Origin of the sequence: Bacillus salacetis (assembly GCF_003581585.1) — a bacterium.
In the GTDB taxonomy this organism is placed as follows: Bacteria; Bacillota; Bacilli; order Bacillales; family Bacillaceae_B; genus Rossellomorea; species Rossellomorea salacetis.
The window spans coordinates 1-23,543 of sequence record NZ_QXIR01000037.1 but is presented as its reverse complement, the minus strand read 5'-3'; the positions used below and the strand labels follow the sequence as shown (position 1 = coordinate 23,543).

Below are 23,543 nucleotides of genomic sequence, written 5' to 3'. Positions count from 1 at the left end.
TGAATCTTTTTATCTATTATTTTTTAAAAGGGTTGTAAATGAATAAAAATACAGTATAATAAATTTTAATTCATTCTAACTGAAGAAAGGATGCGTTGTGATTTGGCAAAGGAAAAGATTGTTCTGGCATATTCCGGTGGTCTTGATACATCGGTTTCTATAAAGTGGATCCAAGAAAAGTACGGGTATGAAGTCATTGCTTTGGGGCTTGATGTCGGAGAAGGGAAAAATCTCGATTTTATTAGGGAGAAGGCTCTCCAGGTGGGGGCTGTCAAAGCGTATATGATTGATGCCAAGGAAATGCTGGCAAAAGACTACATTGTGCCTGCCTTGAAAGCGAATTGCTTATACGAAGGGAAATATCCACTTTCATCCGCTTTATCCCGTCCGCTGATTTCCAAGCTGCTTGTGGATGTTGCGAGAAAAGAAGGAGCGGTTGCTGTCGCCCATGGCTGTACGGGTAAAGGAAATGATCAGGTCCGTTTCGAGGTTTCCATCAACGCGCTTGCACCCGGCATGAAAGTTGTTGCCCCGGTAAGGGAGTGGGGGATGACCCGTGATGAGGAAATACACTATGCCGGGAAAAAAGGGATTCCGATCCCGGTCAATTTAGACAATCCTTATTCGATTGATGCAAATATATGGGGCCGTGCCTGTGAAGCGGGCGTGCTGGAAAACCCATGGACAGAGGCACCAGAGGGGGCATTTGACTGGACCAATCCAATTGAAGAGACGCCTGATGAAGCAGAGATTCTCGAAATTGATTTTGAACAGGGAACTCCGACAGCCCTGAATGGAGAGAAGATGGAGCTTGTCCCGCTTATTGAATCCCTTAATGAAATTGGCGGTAAGCATGGAATCGGCAGGATCGATCACATTGAAAACCGCCTGGTAGGGATCAAGTCCCGCGAAGTGTATGAAAATCCAGGGGCGATGATCCTTATTAACGCACATAAAGAACTGGAGTTCCTGACCCTGCCTCGTGAAATCACTGCCTTCAAAGCAACAGTCGATTCCCAGATGGCGAAGCTTATATATGAAGGACTCTGGTATTCTCCGTTGAATGAAGCACTCCAGGCATTCGTTGATGAAACACAGAAAGTGGTTTCCGGAAAAATCCGTATAAAGCTGCACAAAGGCACCCATTTTGTCACCGGCCGCCAGTCAGCTAACAGCCTCTATAATGAAGAGCTTGCCACCTATTCAAAAGGTGATGCCTTCGACCATGATGCAGCAGTCGGGTTTATCAAGCTTTGGGGTTTGACGACAAAAGTCTATTCACAGGTGAATCTGGAAGATAAAGAGAGTCAGGGGAACGTCAGTGAAATTGCAGAAGAAAATCTCGGAGTCTAGTTTTAAAAGTCTGGAGGAATGATAATGGCGAAACTATGGGGCGGACGTTTTACAAAAGAGACAAACAAACTGGTAGAGGAATTCACAGCTTCGATTTCATTCGATCAGAAGCTTGCGCTCGAGGATATAGAAGGAAGTCTGGCTCATGTGAAAATGCTCGGTGAGACGGAGATCATACCGATAGAAGACGTCAAGCTGATAATTGAAGGACTTTTGAAGCTTAGAAGTAAAATAGAGTCGGGTGAAATGGAGTATTCTGTTGAGCATGAAGATATCCACATGAATATTGAGAAACAATTGATTGAGCTGATCGGCCCTGCAGGCGGAAAACTTCATACAGGGAGAAGTCGCAATGATCAGGTTGCAACGGATATGCATCTTTACCTTAATAGAAAAACCAAGGAACTGATCGGACTGGTGAAAGCTGTCCAGGAGGCCATTTTAGAACAGGCAAAGGATAATGTGGAAACGATCATTCCGGGATATACTCATTTGCAAAGAGCCCAGCCGGTATCATTTGCTCATCATCTACTGGCCTATTTTTGGATGTTCCAGCGTGATAAAGAGCGTCTGAAGGACAGCATGAAGAGGGTGAACTGGTCACCGCTTGGTGCAGGAGCGCTGGCAGGGACGACTTTTCCCATTGATCGGGAACGGTCTGCAGAGCTGCTTGGGTTTGATACGGTCTACCCAAACAGCATGGATGCAGTCAGCGACAGGGATTTTATCGTTGAGTTCTTATCGGTTGGCTCATTGGTCATGACGCATATTTCCAGACTCTCGGAAGAATTGGTCATCTGGTCGAGCCAGGAATTCCAATTCATCGAGCTGGATGATTCCTTCTGCACGGGTTCCAGCATCATGCCGCAAAAGAAAAACCCGGATGTACCGGAGCTGCTCCGGGCAAAAACTGGAAGGGTATATGGAAGCTTGATCGGACTGCTGACCGTTTTGAAAGGGCTGCCTCTTGCATACAACAAGGATATGCAGGAAGACAAGGAGGGGATGTTCGATACCGTTGATACGCTGGAAGGCTGCCTGAACCTGCTTGCCCCCATGATTGAAACCATGACTGTCAGGAAGGATGCCATGCAAAAAGCTGTTAATCAGGACTTCTCCAATGCGACGGATATCGCCGACTACCTTGTCACCAAGGGAGTTGCATTCCGGGATGCCCATGAAATCATCGGGAAAATTGTCCTTTACGCTCTTCAGGAAAAGAAGTTCTTACTGGATCTAGAGATGGAAGAATTCAAGCAGTTCAGCCCTCTGTTTGAAAATGACATCTATACAGTCCTTTCACCGGACCGTGTGGTAGGGGCGCGGGAAAGTTATGGCGGGACTTCTCCTTCCCAAGTGAGAAAACAGATTCAGCTGGCTGAGGAGGAAGTGGTACTCTGATAGGTTAAGAGGAGGAACTGGACTGGTTCTAAAAGGGAGCTGTGATTAGAGCGCAAGGACATGTATAGAGGTTCTAGAGTCCAAAAGCGAGCAAGGATTAAAGGGATTAGGCGCGTAGAGAGGTCCAAGAGTCCAAAAGCGAGCGGAAACCAAAGCTCAAAGGCGTATAGAGCGTTCCTGGAGTCCAATAAGTATTCAATTTCAAACAGAAATGGTCCTTAAAAAGGCTGGCACCGACTCATATTGATCAAAAATACAAAAAACGAACCCATTCAAACGGTATCGCAACCCCGAAAGTTAAAGTTGAAAAGCTAACTTTCGGGGGAAGCACCGACACGGGTTCGTTTTTTCTTATCTCAAAAATCAAACTTTATAAAGCTTCCCCTTCTGCCGGCTTCTTCTCCTCATCAAAATCCGGAGATACAGCCTTCTTGATAAAGAGGGCAACGATAAACGCAATGACAGTCAGAGCCAGTGCAAACCAATAGGCATGGTGGACTCCATATGTCATGGCTTGATTGGCAGTCTCCTCGGTAACAGCGGACCTGCCTTCCAGGTAGTCTGCCTGTCCCTGGGTCATGATGCTGACAAAGATAGAAACACCCAGGGCACCTGCAACAGGCTGCAACGTGTTGGCAATCGCCGTGCCGTGCGGATAAAGGTTCTTAGGCAATTCATTGAGCGCATTCGTTTGAGATGGCATCATAATGGCTGATATGGATAGCATCAGGACCATATAGACGATGATAAAAGCCCAGATCGGTACCGAAGGATTGATATTGCTGAAGAAGATCATCACTCCAACAAGGGTAATCGTTCCCGGTATGATCAGTTTCCTGGGGCCGTACTTATCAAACAGCGCGCCCATTGTCGGGGACATCAGCCCATTCAACAGGGCGCCGGGCAGCAGCAGAAGACCCGCTACTTTCGCTGAATAGCCAAGTGGTCCCTGAAGGTACATCGGCATGACGATCTCGGAAGCGAACATGGCCATGATGACAATGATAAAGATGATGATTCCCCTGGCGTAGCTTTTATATTTGAATACCCGTACATCAAGCAATGGCTGATCAAGCTTGAGCTGCCTGAATACAAATACAATCAAACTGATGAAGCTGACGGCAAGGATGATGATGATCTTTGCTGAAGTAAAGCCTTCCCCTTCTTCTCCTGCACTGCTGAAGCCGTAAACAATCCCGCCGATCCCGATGGATGAAAGGATGATTGATAAGATGTCCACTTTTGGCCGGGTAACTTCCCCCACGTTCTGCAGGTATTTAAAAGCGAACAGAATCGAGAATAGGGCAAAGGGGATGACCGTGATGAACAACCAGCGCCATCCAAGAAGGTCGACTATCACTCCGGACAAAGTAGGACCGATTGCCGGAGCGAACATGATCACCAGGCCGAATGTCCCCATGATTTTCCCTCGGACTTCTGGACGGTACAATAGAAGCAGGGCATTGAAGATGACTGGGATCAGCAGCCCAGTACCCACTGCCTGGATCATCCTCCCCGTTAGCAGCATCGGAAAGTTAAGAGCCGAAGCGGCAATCGTCGTCCCCAGCAGGAAAATCGACATGACACCGATGAACATCTGCCTGGTTGTGAACCACTGTATGAGCAGAGCTGAAATCGGCATCAGCACCCCCATCACAAGCATAAAGCCTGTCGCCATCCATTGGACGGTAGGGGCATCAATATTGAAGACAACCATTAACTCTGTAAGAGCGATATTCAACAGAGTTTCATTCAATATGGCAAAGAAAGCCCCGATCATGAATGTAATAAGTATTGCTTTAGAATTTATTTTTGTTTCCATAAGCTCCTCCATTTTTAAACTTCAAATACACTTATCTATATTCCTTCATTTAGATGAAATTCTCAAGCGGCAGGCTTAGTTTTTTGCAGAATCTGAAACTATATTCAATTCGGCCCCGTATACAACAGTCATATGAAGGAATCAAAGAATAAAAAATGGAGGGAAGAGGAATGTTTGGAGACAAGCCTAAATGTATGAAATGCGGAAAAGAGATTGAAGGAGAAGAAGAAGTGTATATCAAGATGAAATGGCCCAAGCGCAAGGGAATGACCGAAATCAAAGCTTACCTTCAGAATGAAGCAGCATTCTTGTGTTTGCAGTGCTTTGAGCAAGAGGCTTAGGGGGCAGTCGGATGAGTGGATTTGTATTACTCTTGATCTTACTGGCTTCCGGTTCCGCATTGGCTTTTACTCTGGTGATGGCAATCAAGGCGCTGCAGAACCACCTCCATCATAAAAAAGGGCTTGATCAAAGCACCTCGTTTGTTCTCTGCCCCAGCTGCGGTGAAAGTAACAAACGGCAAAAGAACGGCCAGCAGTGCAGGGCCTGTTATAAGGTTTTTTGAAGTTACAAAAGAAAAGAAACAAAAGAAAGCCTGCACAATTGTGCAGGCTTCTTGCGGTTCAAAGTATTAGCGGTTGCTGTTATTGTTATTATTGTTGTTATTGTTCTGTCGGCTGCGGGCTTCTCCGCCTTTTTCACCGATTTCCTGGTAAAATTCCTTGTCGTGGTTCTCAGATGTCGCTTCTCCGCCCTTTTGGCCGATTTCCTGATAGAATTCCTTGTCATGATTCTTGGAAGTAGCTTCTCCGCCTTTGCGTCCTGCTTCCTCTACTGTCATGTTCTTGTTGTTATTGTTGTCGTTATTGTTGTTTCTAGCCATTGTAAATCCTCCTTAAGTTTAGAAATTTGATTTTCCACTAAGACGAGTTACACCAGCAATTACAAAAGACAAAAAGCTTTAACTTCTGTCTCTGCTCTTTGTCTTCCCCTTCATCATTTCTTTAAACAAGGTGGAAGAAACTACCATCAACCCGGATAGAAGGGAAAATGCATTAATAGTAGAAATAACACATCTTCTAGAACTGATGTAGAGGAAGATCAATTTTTCTAATGGTTCATTAAGTCCTTCAGACAGCAGCTGCAACGCAAACGGGCAGCCCCGGCAAAAAAATGCTCAGCACTAAAAGCACTGAGCAAAAAGTATTATATCCACTTAACGACATCATCAAATGGCCGGCGTGTTTTCGGTCGTGGTTCCTCGGCACGATAGCCAAACGCTGCCATGACCGAGATGCTGAAATGCCCGTCTTCGAGCAAACCTTCTTCGTCTAAGAGTTGATTCATCTTTTCTATATTGAAACCTTCAACCGGACAGGAATCGATTCCAATTTGAGCGGCGGCTGTCATCATGTTAGCCAGCGCTATGTAAGTCTGTTTAGATGCCCAGTCATAAAGCGGCCGGTCACCATCCAGCAGTTTGAAGTCTTCCCTCTGGAACTCTTCGACTCTGCCAAGAAATTTCTCGAGCATCTCTTCAGGGAATTTTGAGATGTTCAGTAACTGATCTTTGAGGTATTCAGAATCATACTTCGTATCTTTCTTCGTCCTGGCAAGAAAAATGACAAAATGGCTTGCGTCTGGAAGTTTCGTGTATGCTCCCCAAGAAGTATTTTTGATTTTTTCCTGGATTGCCGGGTCTTGGATGACAAGGAAACGCCAAGGTTCAAAGCCGAATGAGCTTGGTGATAGGCGGCCGGTTTCAAGGATGAACCGGAAATCATCTTCCGGAATCTTTTTATCAGGGACGAATTGCTTTGTGGCGTGTCTGAAATGGAAGGCGTCAAGGATCTCCTGCTTCAATTGCTCTTTGTTTTTCACTTATGTCATCTCCTTTAAAATCTTCTCTTATAAAGTATCACATTAGCAGATTCCCATTCAGTGATGATGCTCAAACGAAAAGAGCACATTTCAAGAGCATATTGATTGTCCTAAGGGAGGGAGAAAGGCTACAATTATTACGGAAACCGAAATAGTTTTGATGCTGTTTCTTTTTTTTTGAAGAGGGAATTATATACCCGTTAACCTTCTTGAATGGATAGAAGGCAGGGAGGAACAGCAAACTAATAGTCATGTTATCGTAAGGGGGAATAAAATGGAGACAACGGAAGCAAAAGAAGAACAGAACATCAAAATTGCGCCCATTGTGGCGATCTTAATTTCCGGGGCTTTTGCAGCCATACTGAATCAGACCCTTCTGGCTACAGCCTTGCCTCATATTATGAAAGATTTAGATTTGACTGCCAATACAGCACAATGGCTGACAACTGTCTTTATGCTGGTGAACGGGGTGATGATCCCGATTACGGCATTTCTGATCGGCCGCTACACGACCAGGACATTGTTTCTTACAGCGATGGGGCTTTTCGCGCTGGGGACGCTGTTTTGTGCAATCGCCCCAAACTTTTTCTTTTTGATGATCGGCAGGATTGTTCAGGCATCAGGGGCTGGAATCATGATCCCGTTAATGCAGACGGTCTTTTTCATTATTTTTCCCATTGAAAAACGCGGGTCTGCCATGGGGTTGTTCGGTTTGGTCATTTCCTTTGCGCCAGCCATCGGGCCTACATTGTCGGGATACCTCGTTGATCAGTATCCTTGGCGCGTTCTTTTTTATATCGTACTGCCAATTGCCATCATTGATTTCATCATCGCTTTCTTTGTATTGAAAAATGTTACAAAGCTCACGAATCCGAAGCTGGATGTGCTTTCCATCATCCTGTCCACACTGGGATTCGGCGGAATGCTTTATGGCTTCAGTGCAGCAGGAACAGCAGGATGGGCAAGTGCGCAGGTCATCCTGTCATTGGTCTTTGGGGCGCTGACTTTGTTTATTTTCATAAGAAGGCAGTTCAAGCTGGAGCAGCCGATCCTGGAGTTCAGGGTATTCAAGTATGGAATATTCACATTGGCAACCATCATTGGGGTGATCATGTTCATCGCGATGATCGGAGGTGCGACCATCCTGCCGATTTATATGCAGAACATGCATGAGTTCACGGCATTCGAATCCGGCTTGATGCTCTTGCCGGGTGCATTGATCATGGGAATCATGAACCCGGTCAGCGGAAGGATCTTCGATAAGTTCGGAGCGAAAATGCTGGCCATAGTAGGACTGACGATAACGACTGTCTCTACCTTTTTCTTTACAAATCTCACGACGGAAACGTCCTTCACCTACATGGCCGTTGTCAATGCAGTGAGAATGTTCGGTGTCGCACTGGTGATGATGCCAGTTACGACTGCGGGGCTTAACCAGCTGCCGCCAAGTCTCATTCCACATGGTACAGCGATGAACAATACAATGAGGCAGGTCTCAGGATCGGTCGGGACTGCTTTGCTTGTGACGATCATGACAAATACCGCATTGAATCCTGCAGAACATGGAATGCAAGGCCTTGTTCACGGTGTCAATGTATCCTTCATTGCAGCAGGAGCCGTCGCCGGAGTCGGAATCATCCTGGCATTCTTCTTGAGAAAGACCAGTCCGGCAGAAGAGTGACAGGCACCACCCGGAAATTGTCGAAATCAACGAGTGTGAAACCCCACCGGTTTTGCACTCGTTTTTTTAAGGCTCTTTTCGTAAACTATGTTGCTATTCACTATAAAGTTTAAATAAAGTCCTGGTAAATCACCGTAAAAACCCCGGTGAGCAGGGAAGAAAGGAGCTGCTCGTTCTTTTCCGGAAGCAACAATATATGCGAAAACAGCCTTTATGATAAAGGCCCTTTCCGTAACCTTTGTTACAGCATATTCCGATTATTGCCTCGGACCTTTTGTGAATAAGGTAGCAAAGGGCTGTACTAAGAGGATAGAGGGAAGTCCGGTTATAAGGACTTTCCATTTTAAAATATACGGTTGTATAAGCTGGCACGCCTGTCGGTGATTTGATCCAATAGACGTTTGACTTCAATATCTTCTTTACGCTTGAAAATATCCATCATTCTGCGTTTCATCTTCATCTCTCCTTTCTATCCTCAGTGTAGCCAGAATCCATTTTTCATTTAACATGCGTGAGGAGGTTTTTTCTTCAGTCTTTAGCAGGAGGGGGAGTCAGCACCATGAAAAAGGCATAATCGCTGGTGCGATATGCTTTTTTGGTGCTCCGTAATTTTTACAGAATAAATAATAATTTCTGCTTCAAAAGTACGGTAAAATGGGTATGGTAATGAAAAATGGAATATTAAGTAAAAAAAGATGAGGTAAAGGAGTAAACGCCATGCTCGAGTTTAAAAAACTGCCTGAACATATAAAAAGGAAAGCGGAGCAATATGATCCATCCAGTAAAAGGATTGACTGCCTTCCCTCTAAATTTTATTACAATGGAACAAAATATTTTGTGATAAGCTATTATCCTTCGCTTCAAGACCTTTTCATCAGGGAGGATGGTTCTATTCCGCCTTATGAAGAAGTGGAAAGGGCCACACTCGTTGTTCATTTCTATAAAACAGCTGGTGCGACGATCGTAAAAACAGGAGGGGCTTGGGCACTCTCTCCTTCGGCAAGACTGTACAGGAAGTGGGAGAGAACCCTGCTTTCCATTAAGGAGAAGCTTGAAGGGACAGCACCTCATGCCACTATGGTGCATAAACCGCTGTCTGGATGCAGCGGGGCGATTGAACGAAGAGCAGGATATCATCTTTAAGAGTGTTGAAGAAGGGGTTGACCTGGTGGAGGAGGCTAACACTTCCGAATTGGTCACAGAAGATGTACAAAAGAAAGTCAGGGCATGTGTAGTGGAAATGGTAAGGGCGGCTGTCCGCAAGAATGAAGTGCAGTTAAGGACTGAAAGAGATCGAAAGGATTTAATAGCTTATTTGAACAAAGAAATGTTCAAAAGGCCATCCCTCCTGTGGAGTTATTTATGGTTAAAGAGACAGGATCCTCATATCCTGAACAGCGATTCTGAAACTGCAAAAGATATGCCGGAACTTATAGATATGGTGAAAGAGGATACACCGGTGGACGAGTTGGAAAATAAAGAGGAGCTTTATAAACTGCTGCTGAATCCAAAGTGACCATCAGTTCGCAAATTATAAAGAGTTCATCCTTTACCTTTTTGAGCAGGAGGGGTTCCATGGAAGACAAAATAAACCTGGTGCCGGCAGAAATGAGCCCCAGGAAAAAAATCAACGTCAAACCGACGAAGCAGCACAAAGTGAATATCAAAAAGCATAAGAAGATTTTTGAAAAATGGGATATGTGGGATTTTGCCTATTTTGACGGAAAAGAGTACTACTTCTTGACAGTTTACAATTCTTTATTTGGAAAAGTCACCGGTTATTTATTATTGGATAAGTCGGGAAAAGAGCCTGATGTGGAAAAAGTGAAAGAAGCTGCCTATTATCTGATTTGTTACAACACCCTTGTCCATAATGTCATTACTGGCATGGTTCCAAGGATGAATATGAACATGGCTCCCTATCAGCAAATGGTAAAGCTGCTTGCTGAGCATAAGAAAGAGATTGTCCGGGCAGACCCTGAACTGGAAGGGACTGTCGAAAGAATCATCGCCTTGAACAAAATAATTGTAGAAGAGGCTTCCCAGGTCAGGGAAATTGTCTACACGGTTGGCGGCCTTCAAAGGGAAATTACCAGGGGAAGCGGATTTTTTGATCAGGAATTTTTGCAGAAGATGGAGGAAGAAGCCGGAAGGTACAGCTTCAATATGTACACTTTTGGATTAAGAGAGCGTGAAATGCAGCCGGGATATCAGCGTATTTATCAGTTGATTTCTAAAGGAAGAGTCAAAGCTCCAAGGCTCAGAGCACTATTGAAAGCTGCTATCGAAACCAATGAGAAAGAATTGGAAGCCTCCATGTCTACATTTGAGAGGGACCAGAAGGGAAATCCATTGCAAATTGATAGGGAGAACATCCCTGAATCCTTGGTGTATAATCGGCAAATGCAGGGACAGAAGGATTTCGATGAGTTAATAATGCCTATTATCCGTAATTTTCATGAATAATAAATTTCTAGATAATTGAATCCCCGGTGCCCCTTCATCCGTATACATATTAGACAAAAATAATTCCTGGAAGGGGAAACATATGGGGAACATTTTTTTATTTTCAGTTATAGTCGGTTTGGTGATGGCCGTTCTGCTGGTCCCGCTCAGCGGCAGAAGGACGAAGGGAAAAGAGGCAAGCCGCTTCAATACAGCCGGAGTCGCAGCGGTTTTGGTCCTCACTGTCGCAGCCGCTTTTGGTTTTTATTATTTCAGTAACCTTGATCGAAACTTTTCGTCCATGTGGCTTCTGCTGATTCTCGCTTCAGGTGCCGGCGCCATTTTGGCAGCAGGGAAAGAGCGGGTGGTCAAGGGCTCCGTGTTTCTTGTAACCCTGCTGATTGGGGCATTCATACTGACTGCGTTTCTCTTTAATGCAGATGAGAAGTTTGAATCAGCCAAAATGGATGTGAAAACGGAAATTGAACCATTCGATGAGCAGAAGACACCGGCAAGCGTCCCGCCGAAATTCGCCAGAAATAAAATGAAAAAGGCATTTGGACAGGTGCCTGACACCAGTTATTATGAGCTTGGTAACCTGCAGATTCAAAAGGTGAATGGTGATTATGTTTATATTGCCCCAGTGGAATTCTCTGGATTCTTCAAATGGGTAAAAGGAGACGAAACACCGGGATACTTCACTATCAGTGCAACAGATTCTTCAGCTAATCCAAAGTTTGTAAAAGAAAAGATGGCTTATACGCCTTCTTCTTACTTTAATAAGAATCTTGAACGCCATATCCGGATGCATTTTCCAAAGCGGATCTTTAACGGAGAAGTGCAGCTCGAAGTGGATGAAAATGGCAAGCCTTTCTATGTCCGTACCTATGGGGAATTCATTTCCGCCAGAAACGGCTTTAAAGCGGAAGGCATCGTAGTTGTCGACCCGCAAAACGGAAAAGTGAAATCATATGAACTGGCAGATGTTCCTGCTTTCATTGACGGTGCAGTATCACCTGAAACGGTCAGCCTGCAAAACAGTTATTATGGTAACTATGTACAAGGCTTTTGGAACAGCGTGTTTGGAAAGTCCGAAGTGAAGCTTCCTTCAGATGAGGGTACAGAGGCAAATGTCAGCCCGATTTTCGATGAAAATGGAGATATGTACTACTTTACAGATTTTACCTCGCCAAAAGAAGGAGTGGACAGCATGCTGGGCTATTCCCTCACCAATTCCCGGACAGGTGAAGCGGTCTTCTACACAGGCAATCTCGAAGAATCGTATATGGACTCACAAGGAAACCTCCAGATCATTGAGAAGAAATTCATAGAGAAAAAATGGAGCGGGGAAATGCCGATACTCTATAATTTCTATGGTGAAGCGAGCTGGCTGACTCCGGTGCTGGATCCTAACGGCTTCCTGCAGAATTACTTTATCGTTTCGGCTGCAAATCCTGAGATCTCCGTGTATGCAAACACCCCGAACCAGGCGCTGAAATTATACAAAACAGCTTTGCAGCGGGGCGGGGGAAGTGTCGATGGAAGCGGGGAGGCAGAAGAAAAACAAGTGAGTGGGACGGTCACCCGGGTCTATAAAGAAAAGACAGGCGATTACACGACCGTTTTCTTCCTTCTGGAGGGAGGAAATAGCTACATCGTTTCCTCGGAAAACAGTCCGATGAGCATCTACCTTGAGAAGGATGACAAAGTAACGGTAACCTTTCTCGATACCGGGGAAAATTCGCTGCCAGTACGAGAAATGAATATAGAAGGGCTGCAGGATTAGGGAAATGTACATCCCGAATGGAAGGATTTCCTAAAGGAATGGTGAAAGTCAGTTTCAAATAAAAAGGGAAGAGGCCCGCGATTGAATACGGGCCTCCCTGATAAGGAAACCCTCACAAAGGCTTTGAAACAAGGGCTGATGTGAGGGTTTCTATTACTTTAAGCACTGTTGGGAATTTTAACGCCAGAGCAAGCAGCTGAAAAATAGTTTGAACATAGCGGAAAAAGTGAATAATGACTATATGGAGGGTCTTTCGCTCAGGACAAAGGACAGTGCGAAAAATGCACCTTTCAAATCCTCATAGCTGGTTTGATCATAATCATACAGGAGGTTTTATCATTGAAAGAAGGAATCCATCCAAACTATGACAAAGTAGTCTTTCAGGATACGAACAGCGGCTATAAGTTTCTGACAAGCTCCACCATGAAATCCTCAGAAACGATTGAATGGGATGATGGAAACACCTATCCGCTTATCAAAGTCGAAGTCAGTTCAGACACACACCCATTCTATACAGGGGTCCAAAAGTTTGCGGACCGCGGAGGCCGTGCCGACCGCTTCATGAAAAAATATAATATGAAGCGTCCTGAAGAAGATTGACAGCAACCAGCTGATTTAAATGTAAAAAAACAGCGGATTCCCATGAACGGGGGTCCGCTGTTTCATATCACCTATTATTTGAATGCTGTTTTTGTATATATTGTGGCTTTCGGAAAAATCCCAGGTGCCGGATTTTTTCCCCTGAATTCAAAGGTTTCACTCTCGAAAAAGAATGAGCAGCTCTTTTCTTTCCTGCTTATCAGAGGTTTAACGGCGATTTACCAGGATATTATTTGAAATTCATATTGAATAGCAACAAAGTTTATGAAAAGAGCCTATTTGAAAGAAGCATAGCCTTCATCGGCCATCACGACACTTCCATTGATTGCACTTGCTTCCTCAAGGGAAAGAAGATAGACCGTGTCCGCCAGTTGTTCAGGCTGTGTCAATTTATTGCCCATGACTTTTGCTTTCATAGCATCGATAATGCCTTTATCTTTATACCCTTGGATGATTGGTGTGTCCACGACTCCCGGAGCGACACCGACAACCCTGATTCCGAATGGCGCCAATTCCAAAGCTGCTGATTTTGTCATCATGTTCACTGCACCCTTTGTTGCATGGTAGGCAAATGTTCCAGGGGATGCAAGGACTCCGAATACCGAAGTTGTATTGATAATGACCCCTTTGATATTTAATTCCTTCATCTTTTTCCCTGCAGTGATGATTCCATACGCAACACCATGCTGGTTGATATCGATGATTTTATGATAAGATTCAAGGTTCATATCCGGTACAGGTGTCGGGCTGCCGATCCCTGCATTATTGAACATGACATCAATGCGTCCATACTCTTCAACGGTTTTCTCGACCAAAGCCTCGACTTCTTCATACTTGGAAACATCCGTTTTAATAAAGATCGCTTCGCCGCCTGAAGCGTTGATTTGTTCCGCCGTTTCAGTACCTGCCGATTCATTGAAATCTGCAATGACAACCCGGTCACCTTTTTTCGCGAATTTAAGGGATGTTTCTTTTCCGATCCCGCTTGCTCCTCCTGTGATGACAGCTACTCTCTTAGTCATAAAAAAAACCTCCCTGAAATTAGTAGATATTTTGACGATTCTTATTTTACCATTGAAACGGCTTTCATAAAATTTAATAATAATAAGGGAAGCTTAAGCATTACTTAATTAAACGTCATATCGACGTCTAAACTAAAGGGGTCAGGACATGAATATAGATCAGCTGGAACACTTGATTGAGGTAGCCAATACAGGATCACTGACGAAAGCAGCGGAAAATCTGCATGTCAGTCTATCGGCAATAAGCCAATCCATCAGCAAGCTGGAGAGGGAATTGGGGATTCAATTGTTTATCCGGAACCGGAATGGAGCTTCACCTACCTTTGAAGGGAAACGGATCATTGAAAAAGCGAGTGAAGCCATGGTGAAGGTCAATGAACTGAAAGAAGAAGCCAACCGATATTCAGAGACACTTTCAGGTGAATTGAAAATCGGGATCATCCCGAGCCCGACCAATTTCCTGATCGATATAGTGTCCGAATTCAAATCGGATTATCCTGCTGTCAAAATTGAAATATATGAAAAAGGCCCCATGGAAATACTGGATGATATCCATCATCACCGCCTTGATATGGGGTTGATTCTTACATCGCAAAGTTTATTGGAGGATGATCATTCCCTGCGGAGTGAAACACTTTTGGAAGGCAAGATGGTAGCGGGGGTCCATAAACATTCCTCCCTGGCAAAACTGAAGATGATTTCTCCTGAGGATCTGATTTCCAATACCCTCGTCCTATATAATGACGATTACATTAAGAAATTCACAGAAGATATCCTTTCCGGGTTTGGGGAGATCGATATCATGTTCACCAGCAACAACCTTGACGCCATCAAACGGGCTGTACAAAAAGGGCTGGCAGTCACTATAGGCCTTGATTATTCCTTCAACAGCCATCAGCCTTTCCAAAACGGTGATATCGTTTCAGTCCCCATCAGCGGCATCAGGGATGAACGTGTTTATTTTACCCTCGTCAGGAAAGAGGGCAGGATCCCTACCTTGACAGTGAAAGAATTCATGAAGAGGATCAAACGGAAGTTTTAGTTTATCAAAACAAAAGGAATTCTTTATGAAAAAGGAAGGAAAATATTATTTTCCAGCCGATATAAAGGACATAAAACGAATAAAGAGAGAGGTTTTCTTATGTCCATCAAGATGAAATTGCTGATTGTGCTTTCTATTAATTTCTTGATTCCGATTTTTACTTTCGGTTTCTATTCTTTCAATTATTTATCGCCGGAAGAAATTCGGACTGTGTTCATTATTTTGGGAATTGTCCTTATCTATGCCTGTGTACAAAACTATTTTGTCATTAAATCGATTGCGAAACCGCTGCGTATGACAAAGTTGGCTTTGGAAAAGATTGCAGACGGAGACCTGAATACAACAATGGATATCAAGCAGAAAAATGAACTTGGAGACATGGCCAGAAGTTTGAACAGGATGACCACGAATTTTAAAGAGATGATTCAAAAAATCGATTCCGCATCAACAGAGCTTGCTGTTTCGGCTGAAAGCCTGACGGCCGTATCTGAACAAACAGCAGCAGCCAGCGAGGGTGTTTCCCATGCAGTTCAGGAAATTGCCGGGGGTTCTGCCCAATCTGCACAAGAGGCAGATGAAGCAAGCCAACTTGTAGGGTCACTGTCTGATCAACTGGCACTTGTGCATAAACAGGCAGAGAATATCAGCGGCTTTTCAACTAAAGCGAACAATGCAAGCGAAACAGGGCTGGAGAAAATGCGGCATCTCAATGAATCATTTGAAGCGTCGTCAGTATCACTTTCTTCCGTCCGTGATGTTGTCGTCGATCTGGATGACAAAATCAAGGATATTGAACAAGTAATCCTTTCCATCAATGCCATCTCCGAACAAACCAACCTTCTGGCTCTTAATGCAAGCATTGAAGCGGCAAGGGCAGGCGAACAAGGAAAAGGATTTGCAGTGGTGGCTGATGAAGTAAGGAAGCTGGCTGAACAATCGGCTCAAGCAACGGACAGGGTGAAGGGGACGATTCTGTCCATCCAGTCTCAATCCAAGAAAGCTGTTGAAGAAATGAACAGGACCAAAGACTCCCAGACTACCCAAAGCAAGTCTGTGGCAGAAACGCTGATGGCGTTTGAAACGATTGCCTCTGTATTCGAAAAGGTATCCGATTCGATAGTCACAATCAGCAGGGAAGTCAATCAGATCAATTCCAGCAAAGACACAGTGGTTCAATCCATCACCGGCATCACGAATATGACAAAACAGTCTGCAGCAGCCTGTCAGGAAGCCAGTGCCTCCACAGAAGAACAAGTGAGGGCATTCTCATCCGTTACCCATACTGCAGAGCAGCTCAATGAATCAAGCAGGGAACTGAAAAAATTAATAAACTACTTTTCGATTTAATTATTCCAAGTAGAAAGCGGCAATTAACCCCACAAGGTTAATAGCCGCTTTTTTAATGCCAGGAAGAGTCGGGAAGCTTCAGGGGACAAGGCATAAAGAAGGTTATTAAAGATATCGGCCTGAAATGTTGCATTTCAGATAAGTTTCTGGTTTAATAATGAATATAATTTAAATCGTAACGTTTACGTTTTAATTAAATTAGGAGGTATAGTCATGAAAAAAGGAATTCATCCACATTATCAAAAAGTAGTATTCATGGATACAAACAGCGGTTATCAATTCTTAACACGTTCAACCATGGGGTCTTCCGAGTCAATCGAATGGGAAGATGGAGGCACCTATCCGTTGATCAAAGTCGAGGTAAGTTCTGATACACACCCGTTTTACACAGGAGTCCAAAAATTCGCGGACCGCGGGGGACGTGCAGACCGATTCATGAAAAAATATAATATGGAACGCCCAAAGTAAATACAATCCGGGAGAGAAGGATATGAACGAGCATTTAATGGAGATGATGGCAAGGGATATAGTTGCCGCCCTTCCATCACAAAAGAGAGATGTCTATCAGTATGTTGTAGGAATCGAAGATGAACTGGCCTCTCAATCGCAAACAACGGAACAGTTCATGTCGCTTTTGGCAAAGCATACACCGCACAAGCAGGCAGCTTCACATTTCAATATGACTTATGGGCAGCTCATGAAAATTATGCGGGAAATAGAAACAGAGATAGACCTGCAACTGAAAAGAAAAATAAAAAAAGTTGAATGGGTCGACTGCTCTGATCAATTCAAGTTGGACAGCCATAAGGAAATGAGTTTCCTTTTACTCATTTAAAAAATTTGATTTTTAAATCGTAATGATTACGTAATAAGTATATAGAGAGGAAGGTAGAAATGGCTAAAAAATCAAAAGTGGCAAAAGAAAGAAAACGCCAGGAAATTGTGGAACGTTACGCAGAATTACGGAGGGAATTAAAAGAAAAAGGTGATTATGAAGCATTGAAAAAATTGCCAAGAGACTCATCTCCGACTCGATTGAAAAACCGGTGTGAAGTGACAGGCCGCCCGCGCGGGTACCTGCGGAAATTCAAAATGTCACGGATTGCCTTCAGAGAGCTTGCACATAAAGGGCAGATCCCGGGAGTTAAGAAGTCCAGCTGGTAATCATTAAAATACTATAGCCTATATCAGGAGGAACAAACAATGAGAGTCAAGATCACATTAGCATGCACGGAAACAGGAGACAGAAACTACATTACAACGAAAAATAAGCGAAATAATCCGGACCGCATTGAATTGATGAAGTACTGCCCGCGTTTGAGAAGGCGGACCCTGCATAGAGAAACAAAATAACCCTGGAAGTTTGCAAGTGAAAAAGCCATCTGCCCTGCCATTAATGGAGGAGGCGGATGGCTTTTTTTCAATGCTTTACCACAATAGGTACAGTTCTGTCTTCCAGCTCAGCAGATCATTCAGTCGCATCACTGAAAAGTTTGGAATCTTGCAATCTATCAATGAATTTTTCAGTTGTTTCAATAGATTCATAAAGAAATAACAGCAAATCCCCTCCACGGGATTGCTCCCAAGCAAATTGATAGGCATCTGCTTCATCCAGGACCACGGATGAAGGTGTCCCATAATTTTCAGCCTCCTCGAGCATGATGGCGGGGACTTCTTCAGGCAGCCTTCCCCGTAAGTCCTTATCTTCCTTGATGATCAGAAAGGAGGAATTAGCGGCGGCGATTTGGACCATTGCCCGGATGGCATCATCCTGTCTATCGCCGGCTGCTGAAATGACAGTGATGGTCCGGCTGCGTTTCATATGATCGACCGCTTCATAAATGGCTCTGAGGCCGGCCTGATTATGAGCATAGTCCACCAGGATTTCCCTTCCGAGAATACTGGTCCGATTGAATCGGCCGCGGGAATGAAGTGAATCCGGCTTGAAGGACAGTGCCCTCTCCTTTAATTCCTCAAACCCTGCCCCTTGGGAGTGGGCAGCCGCCAACGCCTGCAGCAGGTTGGAGATGTTATGTCTGGCTGTTCCTGCAAGGGTGACAGGTATCTCAGCTGCCGGGAGAAATGGCTGTTGAACTCCTTTGCAGCTGTAAATGATCATTCCTTCAGTATCTACATACCAGGCAGTTTCTTCATTCAGAATGGCGCTTTGTATATAGTGATTCCATTCATCCAAGGAAGTATAGATAACCGTCCCTTTTGTATAAGCAGCCATTTTGGCCGTTTCTTCGTCATCGGCATTCAAGATGCAGTACCCGCCTTCAATGACCACTTCTGGAATCAGCCTTTTCAACTTCACCAACTGTTCAAATGTCTCGATTCCATCAAGCCCTAAATGATCCTCGCTGACGTTTGTGACGATTCCCACGTCACAATGGCGGAAAGCAAGGCCTTCCCGAAGGATACCGCCCCTTGCCGTTTCGAGGACAGCTATATCTGTCTTGGGGCTGCCAAGGACTTTCCGTGCACTGATGGGGCCGCTGCAGTCGCCTTTATCAATTTGTTTTTCCCCGATGTATACACCATCTGAGTTTGTCATTCCGACAGTCAGGCCGCTCCCTTCAAGTAAATGTTTTACAAGCCTTGTAGTTGTGGTTTTTCCATTCGTACCTGTAATGGAAATGACCGGAATGGCTGCCTCGGTCCGGTCTTTGAATAAGTAGCGGACAATATCTTTCCCGACATCCCTTTTTTGTCCTCTGCCCGGGTGAAGATGCATCCTGATTCCGGGCGCTGCATTCACTTCCAATATGGCAGTGGTTTCCGGGTTGAAAGGTTTCGTGATATCAGGGCAGATGATATCAATTCCCGCAATATCCAATCCGATTGCCGCCGCTGCCTCTTCAGCTATATCCTTTATGGTCGGGTGGACCTCGTCTGTCACATCGACTGCCTGTCCCCCTGTAGAAAGATTGGCGCTTCCCACAGCTTGTATGACCTGTCCTTTTTCCAGGACGGATTGGAATGACAATCCCTGGCTTTCCAGGAAGCATCTCACGGTGTCATTCAGCGGTATCTTTGTCATGGGTTTTTCATGTCCCGCCCCGCGCAGTGAGTTTTGATTCTCTGATTGTATCAATTTTTCTATCGTATCTTTCCCGTTACCGATGAGCAGAGGAGGGGTACGCAGGCTTGCTGCCTTCAATTCGTTATCTATGACGAGCAGGCGGTAATCGCTTCCTTCAAAATAACGTTCAATGATCAACTCATTTTCTTCCTGCTCCAGGCAGCAGAGGGCGTTGAATAGTTCTTCTCTTGTCCTGATGTTGGTGATGACCCCTCTTCCCTGCCGTCCACGAAGGGGCTTGAGCACAAGGGGATAGCCGATTCTGTCCGCAGCTGAGAAGATTTCTTCCTTGGTCTGAGCCGTTTCCCCTTTTGGCACAGGCAGTCCTGCTGCTGAAAGGATCATTTTGGCCGCTTCTTTATCACAGGCATTTTCCACAGCCAGATGGGAGGTTTGGCTGGTGATGGTGGCCTGGACAGACTTTTGCCTGTATCCATTACCTAACCGCAATATGCTTTGGCTGCCGATCCTTTCCACAGGGATGTTCATCTCCTTTGCGGCATTGTAAATGGCCTCCGTGCTCGGCCCGAGTTTATTTTCATAGAAAAGGGAAGAGATTTTCTCTATGTATGGTTCAATGGAAAACCCATCCTCCCCGTTGATGAGCCGCTGAACGATGTCCATGGCTGCTTCAAAGGAGTGGAAACCGGACTCTTTCTCCTGGTATTCAAAAGTGACAAAGTAGATGCCCTTCTTACGGCTTGTTATCGTTTTTCCGTGCTTAACTTCAATGCCGGCAAGGTGCTGCAGTTCAAGGGCGATATGCTCCAGGATATGCCCCATCCAGGTTCCTTCATGCAGCCGTTCTATAAAGGCCCCTGCATAACCGCGTGAACATGTATGAGTCTGGAGGGAAGGGATAAGGGCTTCCAGTGACTTGGCGAATCCCGGTATTTCATTGGAGGGCTGGTATTCATACTCCTCCAGGTCAAGCTCAATCCACAGGGTAGGTTTATAGCTGAAGTAATTGGGGCCATTCAAGTATCTAACACGATTAATTTTCATCGATTATTTCCTCTCTTCGCTAGAATGTATGACAGATTTGGTTTCCAGACTGAACCTGAACCCGGCTTTTAAAGTGTGGAGCTTGAAGTCTGTAGCGGTTAATTCACTGCTTTCTTCTGGAACTTCCGGTTTGAACACCTTGCCGTCCTGACCATCTATGACGAACACCTGATGTTCTCCCAGTACAATGAATTCATCCCCTCTAAGCAGTATGGCGGTGTTCTCGTCAATACCAATCCCGATTTTGTCCGGCATTTCAGCCATTGCCCCTATCAACCTTCCGAATCTTCCCCGCTGGGAAAAATGCTGGTCGATGATCAGGTCTTCCAAAATGCCGAATCCCCTGCCCATAAAAACCTTCAGTGTGTCATCATGGAGTTTGATTTTGGAGGAAACAATCATTTCCTTGCCCATGATCGAAGCACCTGCACTGGTACCGGCAAGAATCATTCCATCTTCCCACTTCCGGAGAAGGGATTGATGGAACGGTGTGCCTTCAACTCTCTCAGCCAGCAAGGATTGATCACCGCCGGTAATGAAAAGGGCGGACATTCCCTCCAAAGCGTCTCTTAACTCCGGTAAGTGGGCATCCTTTCTATCTGTAATGGAAATCACCACGGAATCTTCAATGCCGAGATCAGCGAAAATATCACTGTAGTTTCCTCCTACTTCTTCCTGAATCCTTGAGGCAGCAGGCAGGATTCCCACCTTGCCTGTTTTCCTCTTTACAAGTTCAGCGAATGTTCCCAAAATCGATAACCCTTTGTACTTTTCTTCATTCCCTCCGATTATAAGCAGTTCCCCAACTGGCATTTTTTTCACCTTTCCTGTAAAAAAATTCTAATAAAAGCAAAGGATATATACCCAAATGTCCGTGAACGAAAACCCGGGAAGGGAAATTAGTCAGCAGGTAATTAAAGGAAATGAAGTCCGGTACTCCAGTATCGACTTTCAAGGTTAGAATAGAATATAAAAAAACAGCACAATCTTCATGGTTAAGAGGAAGGTGTGCTGTTTCTCGATATGAATACTGTTTGTTTATTTAATCTTCACTTAGATTGATATTTATCAATGAAGCACAGCATGTTTGCGTTTAATTTCATCTTGTTTTCGTGCTTTTTTAGCGGCCATAACATTCTTAATGAATGGAATAGCGAATCTATCCACCCCGAAGCAGTAAGCTCCGGCACCGGTGAACAGAAGGATGATGGCTGCTGTGAAAAGGATAGGGTTGGTGCTTACTGTGCCTGCCATCAGGAAATTCAAGTTCATGAATGCCCCTGCAAGCAGTGCCGGGATTGTCGCTGCTCCGAGGATCAATCCAACACCGACCAATACTTCGCCCCAAGGGATGAGGGTATTGAAGAGTTCTGCGTTTGGGAGAGCGGCATTTTCAAGGAATCCTGCATACCAGCCCTGAACCGCCGGGTGATCTCCGCCTGCTTTGGCAATTGCTCCTTGCAGGAATCCGGTGGTATCAAATCCATCAGTCAGTTTGTGAAAGCCGGCTTCAAGCCATTGAATACCGAGCCATATTCTTAATACAGTCCATAATGTTGCAGCCTGGGGAGTTTTCCACCATCTCATTTTAAACATCTCCTTATAATTGTGAAGTATTTCACATAAGCAATTAAAAAAATTTGAGATAAAGCCGGCCAGCTTTTTTAACTATCTTAGAGAGTGTTAATTTTGTGAAGTATTTCACTTACTCTCTACACTTATAATATACTCCCGTTAATCCATATTGGCAACGGTTTTCACAGATCTTTCACATTTAAATTTTAAAAAGGGAGTGGTATAAAAAATAGAAAAATTATACATTTACAATAGTCAGAATAATTCTGTCAGTCATGGGTATATGATTTATATTCCAATATTAGGAGGCTGAAAATGAGAGCTGTAACTTACCAGGGATCGAAAGACATTCAAGTCAAAGAGGTAGAAGACCCGAAAATCCAGAAGCCAGATGACATCATTGTCAAGATCACTTCAACAGCAATTTGCGGATCTGACCTTCACTTGTATCAAGGAAACCTGCCGCTGAGACCAGGGTATATCATCGGACATGAGCCGATGGGGATTGTCGAGGAAACCGGGCCGGATGTTACCAGAGTAAAAAAAGGCGACAGAGTCGTCCTGCCGTTCAATGTTTCCTGCGGACACTGCTTTTATTGCCAGCATGATATGGAAAGCCAATGTGATAATTCCAACCCTCATAAAGATACAGGAGGTTACTTCGGTTATACTGAACAATATGGAAATCATCCTGGAGGGCAGGCGGAATATTTACGTGTTCCTTTTGGAAATGCCATGCCGTTCAAGGTGCCTGAATCCTGCGATTTAGCAGATGAAGCACTGTTGTTCATGTCTGACGTATTGCCGACTGCCTATTGGAGCGTCGAGCATTCCGGTATGAAGCCGGGAGATACGGTCATCGTCCTTGGCTGCGGTCCCATCGGATTGATGGCGCAGAAATTCGCCTGGATGAAAGGGGCCGGAAGGGTGATCGCGGTCGATAACCTGCCGTACCGCCTGCAAAAAGCGAAGCAAAACAACAATGTCGAAGTCTTCAACTTTGATGAATTCAAGGAAATGGGCCAGCATTTGAAAGAAGTGACCAAAGGCGGCGCCGATATTGTCATAGACTGCGTCGGTATGGACGGAGAAAAGAATGCGATTGAGAAAGTCGAGCAAAAATTGAAGCTGCAGGGCGGAACGTTAAGTGCCATCAACATCGCCAAAGATGCCGTCCGTAAATTTGGTACCGTGCAGCTTACCGGTGTTTATGGAATGATGTACAACATGTTCCCGCTTGGAAATTTCTTTGAACGGAATGTTACTTTGAAAATGGGACAGGCTCCAGTTGTCCACTACATGCCGGAACTCTTTGAAAAAATCACCTCAGCCGAGCTTAACCCAACGGAAATCATCACCCACATCATGCCGATGGACCAAGCTGCGGATGCCTATAAAATGTTCAATGATCATGAAGATGACTGTATTAAAGTCGTGCTCAAACCTTAGAAGTGAGTACAGCCCGAAACTTGTGAAAAAAACCTCTCCTCCCGTATCC

Annotated in this window: 23 protein-coding genes and 1 pseudogene; 17 read left to right on the top strand and 7 right to left on the bottom strand. The window is 44.7% G+C overall.

The genetic code is table 11. The features are described from left to right. The first annotated feature begins 102 nt into the window (after nt 1-102). Nucleotides 103-1,353, top strand: coding sequence for an argininosuccinate synthase (locus D3H55_RS20100; protein WP_119549094.1), 1,251 nt, complete (start codon nt 103-105; stop codon nt 1,351-1,353). Between the two features lie 24 nt (nt 1,354-1,377). Then, the gene (gene argH, locus D3H55_RS20095; protein WP_119549093.1) at nt 1,378-2,754 is read left to right on the top strand and encodes an argininosuccinate lyase; all 1,377 of its coding nucleotides are present in this window, start codon (nt 1,378-1,380) and stop codon (nt 2,752-2,754) included. Between the two features lie 370 nt (nt 2,755-3,124). On the opposite strand, the gene D3H55_RS20090 is transcribed toward argH, so the two are convergent. After that, entirely contained in the window at nt 3,125-4,576 is a 1,452-nt protein-coding gene (locus D3H55_RS20090; RefSeq protein WP_119549092.1) for an MDR family MFS transporter, read from the bottom strand. A 170-nt stretch (nt 4,577-4,746) separates the two neighbouring features. Here D3H55_RS20090 and D3H55_RS20085 point away from each other — a divergent pair, with 170 nt between their 5' ends. Together D3H55_RS20085 and D3H55_RS20080 are read left to right on the top strand one after the other, a co-directional pair. Further along, nucleotides 4,747-4,917 carry a Fe3+ hydroxamate ABC transporter substrate-binding protein gene (locus D3H55_RS20085; protein WP_119549091.1) on the top strand — a complete coding sequence of 57 codons (171 nt, stop codon included), beginning with the start codon at nt 4,747-4,749 and terminating at the stop codon, nt 4,915-4,917. 11 nt (nt 4,918-4,928) lie between these two features. Then, entirely contained in the window at nt 4,929-5,141 is a 213-nt protein-coding gene (locus D3H55_RS20080) for a hypothetical protein (protein ID WP_119549090.1), read from the top strand. Between the two features lie 99 nt (nt 5,142-5,240). Here D3H55_RS20080 and D3H55_RS20075 read toward each other — a convergent pair. Beyond that, a pseudogene (locus D3H55_RS20075) lies at nt 5,241-5,417 on the bottom strand (KGG domain-containing protein); the annotation flags it as partial. A 365-nt stretch (nt 5,418-5,782) separates the two neighbouring features. Beyond that, on the bottom strand, nt 5,783-6,457 hold the full coding sequence (locus tag D3H55_RS20070) for an NAD(P)H-dependent oxidoreductase (RefSeq protein WP_119549088.1): 675 nt from the start codon (nt 6,455-6,457) through the stop codon (nt 5,783-5,785). Nucleotides 6,458-6,731: 274 nt separating this feature from the next. Between D3H55_RS20070 and D3H55_RS20065 the strand changes: the two genes are divergently transcribed. The 6 genes from D3H55_RS20065 (at nt 6,732) to D3H55_RS20040 (ending at nt 12,969) form a co-directional block, all read left to right on the top strand. Next, complete coding sequence (locus D3H55_RS20065; RefSeq protein WP_119549087.1) at nt 6,732-8,138, top strand: DHA2 family efflux MFS transporter permease subunit; 1,407 nt, start codon at nt 6,732-6,734, stop codon at nt 8,136-8,138. Nucleotides 8,139-8,855: 717 nt separating this feature from the next. Then, the gene (locus D3H55_RS20060; protein WP_119549086.1) at nt 8,856-9,281 is read left to right on the top strand and encodes a hypothetical protein; all 426 of its coding nucleotides are present in this window, start codon (nt 8,856-8,858) and stop codon (nt 9,279-9,281) included. Next, on the top strand, nt 9,208-9,654 hold the full coding sequence (locus D3H55_RS20055; RefSeq protein WP_168413183.1) for a hypothetical protein: 447 nt from the start codon (nt 9,208-9,210) through the stop codon (nt 9,652-9,654). The genes D3H55_RS20060 and D3H55_RS20055 overlap by 74 nt, the downstream gene beginning before the upstream one ends. Before the next feature lie 59 nt (nt 9,655-9,713). Continuing rightward, complete coding sequence (locus tag D3H55_RS20050) at nt 9,714-10,604, top strand: hypothetical protein (RefSeq protein WP_240628698.1); 891 nt, start codon at nt 9,714-9,716, stop codon at nt 10,602-10,604. A gap of 82 nt (nt 10,605-10,686) precedes the next feature. Further along, nucleotides 10,687-12,369, top strand: a complete 1,683-nt coding sequence (locus D3H55_RS20045) for an MFS transporter (RefSeq protein ID WP_119549084.1) — start codon at nt 10,687-10,689, stop codon at nt 12,367-12,369. 339 nt (nt 12,370-12,708) lie between these two features. Then, nucleotides 12,709-12,969: a type B 50S ribosomal protein L31 gene (locus D3H55_RS20040; RefSeq protein WP_119549083.1), complete on the top strand. Its 261-nt coding sequence runs from the start codon at nt 12,709-12,711 to the stop codon at nt 12,967-12,969. A 275-nt stretch (nt 12,970-13,244) separates the two neighbouring features. Here D3H55_RS20040 and D3H55_RS20030 read toward each other — a convergent pair whose 3' ends face one another. Next, nucleotides 13,245-13,991, bottom strand: a complete 747-nt coding sequence (locus D3H55_RS20030) for an SDR family NAD(P)-dependent oxidoreductase (RefSeq protein ID WP_119549081.1) — start codon at nt 13,989-13,991, stop codon at nt 13,245-13,247. Between the two features lie 148 nt (nt 13,992-14,139). On the opposite strand from D3H55_RS20030, the gene D3H55_RS20025 reads away from it, so the two are divergent. The 6 genes from D3H55_RS20025 (at nt 14,140) to rpmG (ending at nt 17,733) form a co-directional block, all read left to right on the top strand. Further along, a complete protein-coding gene (locus D3H55_RS20025) occupies nt 14,140-15,033 on the top strand; it encodes a LysR family transcriptional regulator (protein WP_119549080.1) in 894 nt (297 codons plus the stop codon). Between the two features lie 99 nt (nt 15,034-15,132). Then, complete coding sequence (locus tag D3H55_RS20020) at nt 15,133-16,380, top strand: methyl-accepting chemotaxis protein (protein ID WP_119549079.1); 1,248 nt, start codon at nt 15,133-15,135, stop codon at nt 16,378-16,380. A 213-nt stretch (nt 16,381-16,593) separates the two neighbouring features. Further along, nucleotides 16,594-16,848, top strand: a complete 255-nt coding sequence (locus D3H55_RS20015; RefSeq protein ID WP_119549078.1) for a type B 50S ribosomal protein L31 — start codon at nt 16,594-16,596, stop codon at nt 16,846-16,848. Nucleotides 16,849-16,870: 22 nt separating this feature from the next. Then, nucleotides 16,871-17,215 (top strand): hypothetical protein, encoded by a 345-nt coding sequence (locus D3H55_RS20010; protein WP_119549077.1) that lies wholly within the window; start codon nt 16,871-16,873, stop codon nt 17,213-17,215. Between the two features lie 59 nt (nt 17,216-17,274). Then, nucleotides 17,275-17,544 (top strand): 30S ribosomal protein S14, encoded by a 270-nt coding sequence (rpsN, locus tag D3H55_RS20005; RefSeq protein WP_006838581.1) that lies wholly within the window; start codon nt 17,275-17,277, stop codon nt 17,542-17,544. A 39-nt stretch (nt 17,545-17,583) separates the two neighbouring features. Further along, nucleotides 17,584-17,733, top strand: a complete 150-nt coding sequence (gene rpmG, locus D3H55_RS20000; protein ID WP_119549076.1) for a 50S ribosomal protein L33 — start codon at nt 17,584-17,586, stop codon at nt 17,731-17,733. 115 nt (nt 17,734-17,848) lie between these two features. On the opposite strand, the gene cphA is transcribed toward rpmG, so the two are convergent. From cphA to D3H55_RS19985, 3 genes are all read right to left on the bottom strand, one after another. Continuing rightward, complete coding sequence (gene cphA, locus D3H55_RS19995; RefSeq protein WP_119549075.1) at nt 17,849-20,470, bottom strand: cyanophycin synthetase; 2,622 nt, start codon at nt 20,468-20,470, stop codon at nt 17,849-17,851. Nucleotides 20,471-20,473: 3 nt separating this feature from the next. Next, nucleotides 20,474-21,283, bottom strand: a complete 810-nt coding sequence (locus D3H55_RS19990; protein ID WP_119549074.1) for a cyanophycinase — start codon at nt 21,281-21,283, stop codon at nt 20,474-20,476. Nucleotides 21,284-21,538: 255 nt separating this feature from the next. After that, nucleotides 21,539-22,057, bottom strand: a complete 519-nt coding sequence (locus D3H55_RS19985; RefSeq protein ID WP_119549073.1) for a DoxX family protein — start codon at nt 22,055-22,057, stop codon at nt 21,539-21,541. Between the two features lie 303 nt (nt 22,058-22,360). On the opposite strand from D3H55_RS19985, the gene D3H55_RS19980 reads away from it, so the two are divergent. Then, on the top strand, nt 22,361-23,494 hold the full coding sequence (locus tag D3H55_RS19980; protein WP_119549072.1) for a zinc-dependent alcohol dehydrogenase: 1,134 nt from the start codon (nt 22,361-22,363) through the stop codon (nt 23,492-23,494). Nucleotides 23,495-23,543 lie beyond the last annotated feature (49 nt).

What these genes read in the sequence shown, in the direction of transcription:
- rpsN (WP_006838581.1), top strand. Translation starts at nt 17,275, where the DNA reads ATGGCTAAAAAATCAAAAGTGGCAAAAGAAAGAAAACGCCAGGAAATT.
- D3H55_RS20015 (WP_119549078.1), top strand. Translation starts at nt 16,594, where the DNA reads ATGAAAAAAGGAATTCATCCACATTATCAAAAAGTAGTATTCATGGAT.
- D3H55_RS20010 (WP_119549077.1), top strand. Translation starts at nt 16,871, where the DNA reads ATGAACGAGCATTTAATGGAGATGATGGCAAGGGATATAGTTGCCGCC.
- D3H55_RS20060 (WP_119549086.1), top strand. Translation starts at nt 8,856, where the DNA reads ATGCTCGAGTTTAAAAAACTGCCTGAACATATAAAAAGGAAAGCGGAG.
- D3H55_RS20090 (WP_119549092.1), bottom strand. Translation starts at nt 4,576, where the DNA reads ATGGAAACAAAAATAAATTCTAAAGCAATACTTATTACATTCATGATC.
- cphA (WP_119549075.1), bottom strand. Translation starts at nt 20,470, where the DNA reads ATGAAAATTAATCGTGTTAGATACTTGAATGGCCCCAATTACTTCAGC.
- D3H55_RS20080 (WP_119549090.1), top strand. Translation starts at nt 4,929, where the DNA reads ATGAGTGGATTTGTATTACTCTTGATCTTACTGGCTTCCGGTTCCGCA.
- D3H55_RS19980 (WP_119549072.1), top strand. Translation starts at nt 22,361, where the DNA reads ATGAGAGCTGTAACTTACCAGGGATCGAAAGACATTCAAGTCAAAGAG.
- D3H55_RS20065 (WP_119549087.1), top strand. Translation starts at nt 6,732, where the DNA reads ATGGAGACAACGGAAGCAAAAGAAGAACAGAACATCAAAATTGCGCCC.
- D3H55_RS20025 (WP_119549080.1), top strand. Translation starts at nt 14,140, where the DNA reads ATGAATATAGATCAGCTGGAACACTTGATTGAGGTAGCCAATACAGGA.
- D3H55_RS19985 (WP_119549073.1), bottom strand. Translation starts at nt 22,057, where the DNA reads ATGAGATGGTGGAAAACTCCCCAGGCTGCAACATTATGGACTGTATTA.
- D3H55_RS20030 (WP_119549081.1), bottom strand. Translation starts at nt 13,991, where the DNA reads ATGACTAAGAGAGTAGCTGTCATCACAGGAGGAGCAAGCGGGATCGGA.
- D3H55_RS20020 (WP_119549079.1), top strand. Translation starts at nt 15,133, where the DNA reads ATGTCCATCAAGATGAAATTGCTGATTGTGCTTTCTATTAATTTCTTG.
- D3H55_RS20050 (WP_240628698.1), top strand. Translation starts at nt 9,714, where the DNA reads ATGGAAGACAAAATAAACCTGGTGCCGGCAGAAATGAGCCCCAGGAAA.
- D3H55_RS20045 (WP_119549084.1), top strand. Translation starts at nt 10,687, where the DNA reads ATGGGGAACATTTTTTTATTTTCAGTTATAGTCGGTTTGGTGATGGCC.
- D3H55_RS20055 (WP_168413183.1), top strand. Translation starts at nt 9,208, where the DNA reads ATGCCACTATGGTGCATAAACCGCTGTCTGGATGCAGCGGGGCGATTG.
- D3H55_RS20085 (WP_119549091.1), top strand. Translation starts at nt 4,747, where the DNA reads ATGTTTGGAGACAAGCCTAAATGTATGAAATGCGGAAAAGAGATTGAA.
- D3H55_RS19990 (WP_119549074.1), bottom strand. Translation starts at nt 21,283, where the DNA reads ATGCCAGTTGGGGAACTGCTTATAATCGGAGGGAATGAAGAAAAGTAC.
- rpmG (WP_119549076.1), top strand. Translation starts at nt 17,584, where the DNA reads ATGAGAGTCAAGATCACATTAGCATGCACGGAAACAGGAGACAGAAAC.
- argH (WP_119549093.1), top strand. Translation starts at nt 1,378, where the DNA reads ATGGCGAAACTATGGGGCGGACGTTTTACAAAAGAGACAAACAAACTG.